Genomic DNA, 11,778 nt, shown 5'->3' on the forward strand with positions numbered 1-11,778 from the left:
TTAATAATCAGTTTCTAAAAGAAATAAAGGTTGATCATAATCAACAGGTGTAGCGTCTTCTACAAAAATTTTTAATAATTTTCCATTTACTTCAGATTCTACATTATTAAATAATTTCATAGCTTCTATAATACAGATCTTCATTCCTATTTTAATTATATCTCCTACTTCGACAAAAGGTTCCTTATTTGGATGAGGTTTTCTGTAAAATGTTCCTATGATAGGAGATCTTATTGTAACTAAATTTTTGTGTTTTACTTCTGATTTTTTATTATTTTCTTTTTGATGATCTTTAAAAAAAGATTTATTTATTGTATGATATTTATTTTTTTTAAAATTATTTTTTTTATTTTTTATATAAATTTTTATTTCTCCTATTTGAATTTTTATTTCATTTATATTTGATTTAGAAACTATTTGAATAAGGGATTTAATCATATTAAGATCCATATGATAATGTCATTTTTTTTATTTATTTTTTTTCATATACTATTTTTCCTTTATAATATAATTTTTTATCTAACCAATAAGCATGGTGATACAAATGTATTTGATTAGTAATTAAACATTTTTTTAATAATGGTAATTTTAATTTTATATGCATTCTTCGATTATTTCTTTTAGATTTAGATTTTTTTCTTTTTGGATGTGCCATAATTATATTAATTTTAATACTAATTTATATTTTAATTCATACATTTCTTAAAACGATAATAAAAAAAATAAAAATTTTTAATATCGATTTAAACCTATTATGATAAATAATAAAAGGAATAAAAATTATTCTGAATGGTATAATGAAATAATTCATAAATCTGGTTTAGCTGAATTTTCAGGTATACGTGGATTTATGGTAATAAAACCATATGGATATTCATTATGGGAAATAATAAAATGTGAATTAGATAAAATATTAAAAGAATCAGGACATCAAAATATTTATTTTCCACTTTTAATATCTAAATCTATTTTTTCAAAAGAAAAAAAACATACTAATTTTTTTTCTGATGGATGTGCTGTTGTTACACATTCTAGAATAAAAAAAAATAATGATCAATTAATTATTGATTTTAAATCTAAATTAAAAGAAGAATTAGTAATTAGACCTACTTCTGAAAGTATTATCTGGAATACATATAAAAAATGGATACAATCTTATAAAGATTTACCTATTTTATTAAATCAATGGGGTAATGCAATAAGATGGGAAATGCGGACAAAATTATTTATTAGAACATCCGAATTTTTATGGCAAGAAGGACATACTGCGCATTCTTCTAAAAATGAAGCAATAATTGAGGTAAAAAATATATTGAATATTTACACAAATTTTTTGAAAGATTTTATGGCAATACCGGTAATAAAAGGAATAAAACCGTATATGGACCAATTTCATGGGTCAGAAAATACGTACTGTATAGAAGCATTAATGCAAGATGGAAAATCATTACAAATTGGTACAACTCATTTTTTAGGACAAAATTTTTCTAAAGCTTTTCATGTAAAATTTACAAATCATAATGGAAAGAAAGATTATGTATGGTCTACATCTTGGGGAATGTCCACTAGATTAATTGGAGGTTTAATAATGTCACATTCGGATGATAAGGGATTAATTATACCTCCCAAAATTGCTCCAGTACAAATTGTAATTATTCCAATTTATAATAATGAAGAAAAAAATAATTCATTTATAGAAATAATAGTAAAAAAATTAATATCTACATTGAATACTAATAATTTAAGAATAAAATATGATAATAGAAAAATATTTTCTCCAGGATGGAAGTTTAATGAATATGAAGTAAAAGGAGTTCCAATAAGAATTGTTATTGGAAAAAATGAAATAAAAGAAAAAAAAATAGAGATTTTTAGAAGAGATACTTGTAAAAAGATTTATTATTCATTAGATAACAATGATAATTTAATTAAATTTATTATGGATTTATTGAATGATATACAAAAAAATATTTATAAAAAAGCCTTGAATAGAACTAAACAATCAATTGTTAAGATTGATTGTTTTAAAAAATTTAAAGATCATATAAATAATTTTGGAGGATTTATTTTATCTCATTGGGATGGTACATCTGATACAGGAAAAATAATACAAAAAAAAACAGAGGCAACTATACGTTGTATTCCGTTTGATTATGGAAAAGAAGAAGGAAAATGTATTTATTCTGGAAAATATTCTCCTCAAAGAGTTATTTTTTCAAAATCTTATTAAACAAAATTTTTCAACAAATTTTTTTTAAATTTCCTAAAAAATGTTTTATAGAAAAATAATTTTTTTTTTTTAAAAATTCTTTTAATTCTTTTTTTAATCTATCAAAAATTGATATTCCTTCTTTTATAAATTGTGTTCCTACCTGTACTGCAGAAGCCCCACACAATATATAATCAAACACATCTTGTCCAGAAGAAATTCCTCCACATCCTATTATTGAAATATCTTTTCTCAAAAAAGAAAAAAATTTTGAAACATTTGATAATGCAAATGGTTTAATTATTTTTCCTCCTATACCACCAAAACCATTGTTTGGACTAATTACCACAGATTCTGTATATGAATTTACATATAATCCATTTGGAATACTATTAACACATGTAATAAATCCAATAGGATATCTATTTATAATAGATGCCATATTTTTTATATGAATTTCATTAAAATAAGGAGGTAATTTGATTCCCAAAGGTTTTTTATTAAATTTAAATACATTTTTTAAAAATTTAGATACATAAAAAAAATTGTATCCAAATATTTCTCTTTTATTTACAATATTTGGACAAGATAAATTTATTTCTAAAGCACTAATATTAGATATTAAATTTGCTTTTTTTATTAAAAAATAATTTTCTTTTAAAGAAAATCCAGATATAGATAAAAAAATAGGTTTATTAATTTTTTTTTTTTTTAAAAAATCTATGTAAAAATCTATTCCAAGATTTGGTAATCCCATTGAATTAATACTTCCAATATTCCATTCAAAATATCTTGGTTTTTTATTACCATCTCTTAAATTTGTAGTACAACTTTTTGTTACTAATGCTCCAGAAGAACTATCTAATAGATTAGATAATTCTTTTTCTGTTCTACATAATGCTCCAGATGCGTTCATAATACATGATGATAATTTTATATTATTAATTTTGGTGGAAATATCTATTTTTTTCATGACTTATTTATTTACGATATTTTTAATCATTAAAGTATAAAATTTTTTTAACTTTGTTTAAATATATTTTTCATGGAAAAAAAAAAAAAATTTTTTTTAAGTATATATAATTTAGGAATTATAAAATTTGGAAATTTTACATTAAAAAGTGGAATAAATTCTCCTATATATATTGATTTTAGACCAATAGCTTCTAAACCAAAATTATTAATAGAATTATCACATCTTTTATTAGAATTAGTTCCATCTAATAAATTTGAATTAATATGTGGTGTACCTTACGCAGCTTTACCTATAGCAACAGCATTATCTTTAATAACTAACATACCACTAATAATCAAAAGAAAAGAAAATAAAGGATATGGAACTAAACAAATGATTGAAGGAATTTATAAAAAAGGACAAAATTGTTTATTAATAGAAGATGTTATTACAAGTGGAGATAGTTTATTAAAAACTATAGTAGATATAGAAAAAGAAGGATTAATAATAAAAAATATAATATCAATTTTAGATAGAGAACAAGGAGGAATAGATAATATAAAAAATGTAGGTTATAAAATACAATCCTTATTTCGAATAAAAGAAGTTATTAATATATTAAATGATAATGATATTCTAGACAAAAAAAAAATTGATTATCTATATTTTTTTATAAAGAATAAAAACAAGAAAGATCAAATTAAAAAAATTTCTTATGAAGAGAAAAAGAAAAATATATCACATTTAATAGGAAAAAAATTAATTGATATAACGTTAAAAAAAAAAAGTAATTTAATCGTTTCATTAGATTTAGTTTATTCTGAAAAAATATTAGAATTGGTTAGTTTAATTGGAGATAAAGTTTGTGGAATAAAATTACATTCAGACATAATTAATGATTTTTCATTTTCATTTATAAATACTATTAAAAAATTATCTATAAAAAAAGAATTTCTTTTATTAGAAGATAAAAAACTATGTGATATAAATTCTACAAATTTTCTTCAACTCCATAATGGAGTACATAAAATTTTATCTTGGATAGATATTATAACTGTTCATGTCATAGCTGGTGAACATAGTATTAAAAATCTAGATTTACCATCTAATATAGGATTAATTACTATTTCAGAAATGTCTTCAATTGGACAATTACTTGACGATAATTATATAAGAAAAGTATTAAATATATCATTAAATAATCCAAAAGTTATTGGCACTGTTGCTCAAAGAAAAGTAGATAATAGGTTATTATTATTTACTCCTGGAATTCAATTATCTAATAATGATAGAAATAATTATACACATCCTAACATAGTATTTAAAAAATATTATAGTGATTTTATTATTATAGGAAAAGCTATATATAAATCTATTGATCCAGTAAAAACTATTGAAGAATATAGAAGTATAGCATGGAACGCATATGAATCTGTATTATGAATATATAATTATATAAAATTTTTTTTAAATAAAAATTAATTAAACTGATTATAAAAATATTTAATTTGTATTATGATTAATATTGATTGAATCTTTATAGATATGAAATGGATTAATTCATTAATTAGTTGTTTTATGATACTATTTAGTATCATAGATATATTAGGAAACGCTCCGATTATTATGGGGTTTAAATCTAAAGGAAATATTATAGATACTAAAAAAGTTATAATTACTTCATTAATTATTTTTTTATCATTTTTATTTCTAGGTCAACCTATATTAAAAATTATAGGTATAGATATACATTCTTTTTCTGTTGCTGGATCTATTGTTTTATTTTTAATAGGAATAGAAATGATATTGGGAGTAGATTTTCATAAAGTATCAAAAAATACACAAACATCTATAGTTCCTATTGCATTTCCACTGATTGCTGGTCCCGGTTCATTAACTACATTAGTATCGTTGAGGGCAACTTATGATAATACAATTATAATTTTATCTTTATTACTGAATATGATAGTTGTTTATTTTGTTATTGATAAATGTGATTTTATAGCTAAAAAAATAGGAAATAATGGACTGGATGTTTTAAAAAAAATATTCGGGATTATTTTATTAGCTTTTTCTGTAAAAATTTTTGGAGCAAATGCAGTAATATTATTTCAATAATAATTTTTTTGAATTAAATATATTTTTAATTGAATTATCTATATCCTTATATTTGTGAATTATTGACGATTTGTAATAGATGATTACATAGATCTTTTTATTAAAAAATTTTTTTAATATTAATTCATTTTTAAAAAAAGAAGATCTAACTATTCTCCTTATTCTATTTCTATCAACAGATTTTTTAATTTTTTTTTTTTTATTAAAATCCCTATTAAATTAATTGAATGTTTATTGATATAATAAAAATTTTCAAAATAAAATATTGAAAAAATAGGATATATATATATATATATTCCATTTTTCATAACTAAATTAAAAAAATTTTTTTTTACTTTTATTTTATTCATCATAATTTTTTATAAAATTCTCTAATTTAGAAACCATATTCATTGGCCCACATATAAATGGAGTTCTTTGATGTAAATCAATAGGTTCAATTTCTAAAATTCTTTTATACCCATTACTGGCTTTTCCTCCTGCTTGTTCTGTAATAAAAGCAATAGGATTACACTCATACAATAATCTTAATTTTCCTTTTGGATGTAATGATGTTTGTGGATAAATATATATTCCACCTCGAATCATATTTCTATGGAAATCTCCTACTAAAGACCCTATATATCTTGCTGTATATGGTCCACCATTTCTTTTTTCTTTTTGACAATATTTTATATATTTTTTTATTCCATTAGAAAATTTAATATAATTACCATCATTAATAGAATAAATTTTATTTTCATCTGGAAACATTAGATCAGGATGAGATAAATAAAATGTACCAATTGATGGATCCAAAGTAAACCCATGTACGCCATTTCCTGTAGTATAAACTAATATAGTGGATGATCCATAAATAATATATCCTGCAAGGATTTGTTTAGATCCATTTTGTAAAAAATCATCTATTGTTAAAAAATCATTATTATATTTACTTTTATATACTGAAAATATAGTACCAATAGGTACATTTACATCGATATTAGAGGAACCATCAAGTGGATCTATTAACACAATATATTTATCTTTTATATTTTCTTTTTTATTAATTATTATAAAATCTTTACTCTCTTCCGATGCAATTCCACAAACTATATCTCTATTTTTTAAAGAATTTATAAAAATGTTATGAGCAAAAAAATCTAATTTTTGTTGTTGTTCTCCTTGAATATTTGTTTTTCCTGAACTACCAATATTTTTAGTTAATCCAGCCTTATTTACTTCTTTATGAACCGCCTTAGCTGCTAATTTAATAGCACTAAATAAACGTAATAATGACTCAATAGAATGAGAAAAATATTTTTTATTATCTATAATAAATTCTCCTAATGTATACATTACATTTATTTTAAGATATAGAAAAAATTTGATATAAAGATCAAACTTTTTTTAAAAAAATATAGTATAATCAATTAACTTTTTATTAATAAAAATTTTATTTTTATTTAGTTTAATTTTTTAAATAAATAATAATAACTAATGAAATCATAATGAAATTTATAAAATTACCATTTATATTATTATGGAGAATATGGTTTTTTATTATTAACATATTTTTAATTCCGTTATGGGCAGGTGCATCAATTCCTTTTTTATTTAATGAAAAATATTATCATATTGCATATTGGTTTCATCAAATGTGGGCTAGAAGTAATTTATTACTAATGGGATTTTGGTATATTTTAGATAAAGAAAAAGAAATATTAGATAATAATAAACAATATATGATAATTAGTAACCATACTTCTATCATAGATATAATGTTAATTTTTTCTATAATGAGAAATCATCCATTAGTTTTCGTAGGAAAATCGGAATTATCAAAAATCCCAATTTTTGGATTTGTTTATAGGAAAAGTAATATTCTTATAGAAAGAGATAACATATCCAGTTGTGTTAATGTATTTAAACAAATACAGAAGAAAATAAATTGCGGAAAAAGTATTTGTATTTTTCCAGAAGGTGGAGTTTTAAATAAAAAACACTCAATATATTTAAATCCTTTTAAAAAAGGAGCATTTTTTGTTGCCATTTTAAATAAATTACCTATTGTACCTTTTACTATAGCTGATATAAAAACAAAATTTCCTAGTTTTTTTGTTATAAAAGGTGCCCCAGGAAAAATAAGAATAAAACAACATCATTCTATTTCAACTAGAAACTTATCTTTAAAAGATAAAAATTTTTTAAAAAAAAAATGTTTTGATATAATTAAAAATCAATTAAAAGTCTTTTACGAAAAAAAATATGTGAATTAATAAAAAAAAACTTGTGAAAAAAATAATTCATATTTATACAGATGGATCTTCTAAGGGTAATCCAGGTCCTGGGGGATATGGAGTTTTTATTGAAATATTTTTTAAAAATTTTTATTCTAAAAAAATTTTATCTGAAGGTTTTCGTTATACTACGAACAACAGAATGGAATTACTTGCTATAATAGAAGGATTAAAAAAAATAAAAATAAAAAATAATATTATTATATTTACTGATTCTAAATATATTATAGATTCTGTTCAAAAAAATAGAATATTTCATTGGGAAAAAAATAATTTTCATAAAAAAAAAAATATAGATTTATGGAAAATATTTATTAAATTATTTTTGATAAACTCAATATCATTTCAATGGATAAAATCACATAACAATAATTTTTGTAATGATTATTGTGATCGATTATCTAAAACAGCTTCTAAAAAAATCAATCTAAAAATTGATCATATATATGAAAAAATTAGTAAATAATTAAATTAATTCTTTATATACATCTTTTGTCTAACAATTTCGTACGAAATAATAGACATAGCATTACTGACATTTAATGAATCTATTTTACCAAACATAGGAATATTTATAATTTTATCAGAGTTATTTATCCAAATTTTGGATACACCTTTATTTTCAGATCCAAAAACTATAGATATCTTTTTATAACGTGAAAAATTTATTTTATATAAATTTTCTGACTTTTTACAAAGTCCAGATACAAAAATCTGAATTTTATTTTTTTTTATCCAAGAAATAATAGAATCAGTTTTATCTATTATAATATTATTTGTAAAAACACTTCCTAGACTACATCTAATTATATTAGAATTAAAAATATAAGTTTTTATATTACATAATATGATCATATAAAATTTAATAGATTCTGCTATCCTTAATATAGCTCCTATATTACCAGGCTTTTCTAGCCCATCTAATATAAGAATAATAATATTATTATGAACATTATTAATATTTTTCAAATTATTAATTTTTTTTTCTTTAAATAAAGCAATAATTCCATCAGAATTATCTCTATATGCTAATTTTTTAAAAATTTTTTTTTCTATTATAAATATATTTTTATACTTTTTAAGTAAATTAAATTCTGTAAATATTTTTTTAAAAATAAATATCTCTAATGGTTTAAATCCACCTTTAACAGCCATATTAAATTCTCTTAATCCTTCTACAAGGAAAAAATTTTTTTTTATTTTTTTTTTTAAATTTTTTATTTTAGTATTATGAATACTGTATATTTTTTTCATAATAATTATACATATTAAATGTTATGATGAACATAGATAAAAAAAATGATATAGAATATATGAAACTAGCTGTTGAACAATCAAAATTTTCTTTTTGTAAAAAAAAAAAGTAGGAGCCATTATAGTAAATAATGGAAAAATAATATCTAATGGATATAATAAAAATCCAATTAAAAATGATAATGAATGTGAAGATTTTAATGGAAACACTAAATGGTATATTATACATGCAGAAGCAGATGCAATATTAAAATTAACATATTCATCATCTTTTTTTTCATGTAAAAATGCATCGATTTATATAACACATTCTCCGTGTAAGGAATGTAGTAAACTTATTTATTTATCTAAAATAAAAAAAGTTATATTTTTAAATATATTGAATGATAATGATGGTACAGAATTTTTGAAAAAAAAATCGTTATATATTAAATGTATATATAAATGTTTTCCTCATTAATTGATATCAATCATTACTAATATTCATACCCAAGTGGCGAAATTAAGGTATACGCGTTGGACTCAAAATCCAATGATTTTTTATAATATCATGCGGGTTCGAATCCCGCCTTGGGTATTTTTTAGAATAAAAAATACTTTTGAGATAATGGTAAAATTTTAGAAGGAAAAGATTCTATTTTATTTCCATCAATATAAACTGAATAATTTTTGGGATCAACTTCTATATTAGGTGTTACTCCATTTAAAATCATATTTTTTTTAGAGAGAGTTCTACAACCTTTTATCAATTTTATTTGTTTTTTTATATCATTTTTTTCAAATAAATCTTTATTTAAAGAACATGATGATACAAATATGCTACTTAATTTAGGATTAAAATAACCAAACATTTTTCTATACATAAATGGTTGAGGAGTAGGAATAGTAGCATTAGGATCACCTACACATGCATATACGATCATACCACCTTTTATTACTAATTCAGGTTTAACACCAAAAAAAGACGGTTTCCATAAAACTAAATCAGCCATTTTACCTACCTCTACTGACCCAACATATTCAGAGATACCATGAGTAATTGCAGGATTAATTGTATATTTAGAAATATATCGTTTAACTCTAAAATTATCATTACACGTTGTTTTTATAGAATTCACTAACCCTTGTTTTTTCATTTTATCAGCAGTTTGCCAAGTTCTTTTTACTATCTCTCCTATTCGCCCCATTGCTTGAGAATCTGAACTTACCATACTTATTGCCCCCATATCATGCAAAATACCTTCTGCACTAATAGTTTCAGATCTTATTCTAGATCTAGCAAAAGATATATCTTCAGGAAGATTAGAGTCTAAATGATGACATATCATTAACATATCTAAATGTTCATCAATAGTATTATAAGTATAAGGCATAGTTGGACTTGTGGATGAAGGTAAAATATTTTCTTTAGAAATAACTTTTAATAGATCAGGTGCATGTCCTCCACCAGCTCCTTCAGTATGATATGTATGAATAACTCGATTATTAAAGATATTAATTGTATCTTCTACATATCCAGATTCATTTAATGAATCTGTATGAATATTCACTTGTATATCTAATTTATCTGAAACACGTAAACATTGATTAATTACACTAGGTGTACTCCCCCAATCTTCATGGATTTTTAATCCCCCGGCCCCAGATTCTATTTGTTCGATTAATGCTTTAGGATTAGAACTATTTCCACTTGCTAGAATAATAAAATTAATAGGTACATTATCTATACTTTTTATCATATTTTGTATATTCCATACACCTGATGTACAATTAGTGGCTATACTACCCGTTGTAGGTCCTGATCCTCCACCAATAATAGTAGTAGTTCCATTTTCTAATGCTACTTTAAATAATTGTGGACAAATATAATGAACATGACTATCTACACTTCCTGATGTAACAATTAAATTTTCTGATGAAATCACTTCAGTTCCTGCTCCTATATACATATTAGAATCTACCCCATCCATAAAATATGGATTTCCTGATTTTCCAATACCTACAATCATTCCATTTTTTATTCCAATATCTGCTTTTACAATCCCCCAAAAATCTATAATAACAGCATTAGTAATTACTAAATCTAGTATACCATCGCTTTTTGTAGCCATTGGATGTTGTCCCATCCCATCTCTAATTACTTTTCCTCCTCCAAAAACACATTCATCTCCATAAAATGTATAATCTTTTTCTATTTCAATCCATAAAGATGTATCTCCTAAACGAACTTTATCTCCTTTAGTTGGTCCATACATATTAGCATAAACTTTTCTATCTACTTTTTTCATAATAATATTTTATTTTCTTGAAAATCCAAAAATTTTCTTACTTCCTCCTATTTCTACTAAATCTATTTCTTTAGTTTCTCCTGGTTCAAATCTAATTGATCTACCTGAAAGTACATCTAAACGATATCCTATTGTACCTTTTCTTTCAAAAAGAAGAAAAGAATTAGTTTCATAAAAATGAAAATGTGATCCTATTTGAATTGGTTTATTACCAATATTTGTAACCATTCTTGTTATACGATTTCTATTTGGCAGAATATTAATTTTTTCTTTAAGAAGATTATATTCACCAGGAATTAAATTAGATTTTAATTTTGTTTTTTTTTTAATAGGATGATGTATCGTAACCAATTTTGTTCCATCAGGAAAAGTTGCCTCTACTTGTACATTATCTAATAATTCAGGAACCCCATCCATGACTTGATTATCATCAAGAATATTAGATGCTTCTATCATAAGATCTCGCACTGTTTTTCCATCACGAGCACCTTCCATGATATAATGAGTAATTAAAGCTAAAGATTCAGGATAATTTAATCTCAATCCTCTCTTTAAACGACTTTTTGCTAACTCTCCTGCCATATATAAGAGAATTTTTTCCTTTTCATAAGAAGTTAAATGCATAAATTAAAATTATTTTATTACTTACTTTTTAATCAGAATTCTTTTAATGAA

The 11,778-nt window shown here is 22.4% G+C and carries 15 protein-coding genes and 1 tRNA gene; 7 read left to right on the forward strand and 9 right to left on the reverse strand.

What is annotated here, in order from left to right:
* The gene (gene accB / locus H0H33_RS00570) at positions 1 to 438 is read right to left on the reverse strand and encodes an acetyl-CoA carboxylase biotin carboxyl carrier protein (RefSeq protein ID WP_317167113.1); all 438 of its coding nucleotides are present in this window, start codon (positions 436 to 438) and stop codon (positions 1 to 3) included.
* Positions 439 to 472: 34 nt separating this feature from the next.
* Positions 473 to 655, reverse strand: coding sequence for a 50S ribosomal protein L32 (gene rpmF / locus H0H33_RS00575; protein ID WP_185877983.1), 183 nt, complete (start codon positions 653 to 655; stop codon positions 473 to 475).
* A 99-nt stretch (positions 656 to 754) separates the two neighbouring features.
* On the opposite strand from rpmF, the gene proS reads away from it, so the two are divergent.
* On the forward strand, positions 755 to 2,230 hold the full coding sequence (proS, locus tag H0H33_RS00580; RefSeq protein ID WP_185877984.1) for a proline--tRNA ligase: 1,476 nt from the start codon (positions 755 to 757) through the stop codon (positions 2,228 to 2,230).
* Positions 2,231 to 2,240: 10 nt separating this feature from the next.
* On the opposite strand, the gene H0H33_RS00585 is transcribed toward proS, so the two are convergent.
* Positions 2,241 to 3,182 (reverse strand): dihydroorotate oxidase, encoded by a 942-nt coding sequence (locus H0H33_RS00585; RefSeq protein ID WP_185877985.1) that lies wholly within the window; start codon positions 3,180 to 3,182, stop codon positions 2,241 to 2,243.
* 72 nt (positions 3,183 to 3,254) lie between these two features.
* Here H0H33_RS00585 and pyrE point away from each other — a divergent pair, with 72 nt between their 5' ends.
* Positions 3,255 to 4,607 (forward strand): orotate phosphoribosyltransferase, encoded by a 1,353-nt coding sequence (gene pyrE / locus H0H33_RS00590; protein ID WP_185877986.1) that lies wholly within the window; start codon positions 3,255 to 3,257, stop codon positions 4,605 to 4,607.
* A 102-nt stretch (positions 4,608 to 4,709) separates the two neighbouring features.
* Positions 4,710 to 5,282 (forward strand): MarC family protein, encoded by a 573-nt coding sequence (locus H0H33_RS00595; protein ID WP_185877987.1) that lies wholly within the window; start codon positions 4,710 to 4,712, stop codon positions 5,280 to 5,282.
* Here H0H33_RS00595 and H0H33_RS02925 read toward each other — a convergent pair.
* Genes H0H33_RS02925 through fbp form a run of 3 tightly spaced genes read right to left on the reverse strand, consistent with a single transcriptional unit; the run spans position 5,271 to position 6,620 of the window.
* The gene (locus H0H33_RS02925) at positions 5,271 to 5,471 is read right to left on the reverse strand and encodes a ribonuclease P protein component (protein ID WP_185878143.1); all 201 of its coding nucleotides are present in this window, start codon (positions 5,469 to 5,471) and stop codon (positions 5,271 to 5,273) included. The two genes, H0H33_RS00595 and H0H33_RS02925, sit on opposite strands and share 12 nt — an antisense overlap.
* The gene (locus tag H0H33_RS00605; protein ID WP_185877988.1) at positions 5,441 to 5,635 is read right to left on the reverse strand and encodes a hypothetical protein; all 195 of its coding nucleotides are present in this window, start codon (positions 5,633 to 5,635) and stop codon (positions 5,441 to 5,443) included. Before H0H33_RS00605 ends, H0H33_RS02925 begins: the two co-directional genes overlap by 31 nt.
* Positions 5,625 to 6,620 (reverse strand): class 1 fructose-bisphosphatase, encoded by a 996-nt coding sequence (fbp, locus tag H0H33_RS00610; protein WP_185877989.1) that lies wholly within the window; start codon positions 6,618 to 6,620, stop codon positions 5,625 to 5,627. The genes H0H33_RS00605 and fbp overlap by 11 nt, the downstream gene beginning before the upstream one ends.
* 152 nt (positions 6,621 to 6,772) lie before the next feature.
* Between fbp and H0H33_RS00615 the strand changes: the two genes are divergently transcribed.
* Positions 6,773 to 7,540, forward strand: coding sequence for a lysophospholipid acyltransferase family protein (locus H0H33_RS00615; RefSeq protein ID WP_185877990.1), 768 nt, complete (start codon positions 6,773 to 6,775; stop codon positions 7,538 to 7,540).
* 13 nt (positions 7,541 to 7,553) lie between these two features.
* On the forward strand, positions 7,554 to 8,027 hold the full coding sequence (locus tag H0H33_RS00620; RefSeq protein ID WP_185877991.1) for a ribonuclease H family protein: 474 nt from the start codon (positions 7,554 to 7,556) through the stop codon (positions 8,025 to 8,027).
* A gap of 5 nt (positions 8,028 to 8,032) precedes the next feature.
* Here H0H33_RS00620 and H0H33_RS00625 read toward each other — a convergent pair whose 3' ends face one another.
* Positions 8,033 to 8,815: an RNA methyltransferase gene (locus H0H33_RS00625; protein ID WP_185877992.1), complete on the reverse strand. Its 783-nt coding sequence runs from the start codon at positions 8,813 to 8,815 to the stop codon at positions 8,033 to 8,035.
* A 142-nt stretch (positions 8,816 to 8,957) separates the two neighbouring features.
* Between H0H33_RS00625 and H0H33_RS00630 the strand changes: the two genes are divergently transcribed.
* Both H0H33_RS00630 and H0H33_RS00635 read left to right on the forward strand, forming a co-directional pair.
* The gene (locus H0H33_RS00630; protein ID WP_317167115.1) at positions 8,958 to 9,275 is read left to right on the forward strand and encodes a deaminase; all 318 of its coding nucleotides are present in this window, start codon (positions 8,958 to 8,960) and stop codon (positions 9,273 to 9,275) included.
* 27 nt (positions 9,276 to 9,302) lie between these two features.
* Positions 9,303 to 9,392, forward strand: a tRNA-Leu gene (locus H0H33_RS00635).
* Between the two features lie 4 nt (positions 9,393 to 9,396).
* Here the strand turns inward: H0H33_RS00635 and ureC are convergent.
* Together ureC and H0H33_RS00645 are read right to left on the reverse strand one after the other, a co-directional pair.
* On the reverse strand, positions 9,397 to 11,103 hold the full coding sequence (gene ureC, locus H0H33_RS00640; RefSeq protein WP_185877993.1) for an urease subunit alpha: 1,707 nt from the start codon (positions 11,101 to 11,103) through the stop codon (positions 9,397 to 9,399).
* A gap of 9 nt (positions 11,104 to 11,112) precedes the next feature.
* Positions 11,113 to 11,727 carry an urease subunit gamma gene (locus tag H0H33_RS00645; RefSeq protein WP_185877994.1) on the reverse strand — a complete coding sequence of 205 codons (615 nt, stop codon included), beginning with the start codon at positions 11,725 to 11,727 and terminating at the stop codon, positions 11,113 to 11,115.
* Positions 11,728 to 11,778: the final 51 nt, after the last annotated feature.

The organism is Blattabacterium cuenoti (genome assembly GCF_014252415.1).
Taxonomy (GTDB): domain Bacteria; phylum Bacteroidota; class Bacteroidia; order Flavobacteriales; family Blattabacteriaceae; genus Blattabacterium; species Blattabacterium cuenoti_Y.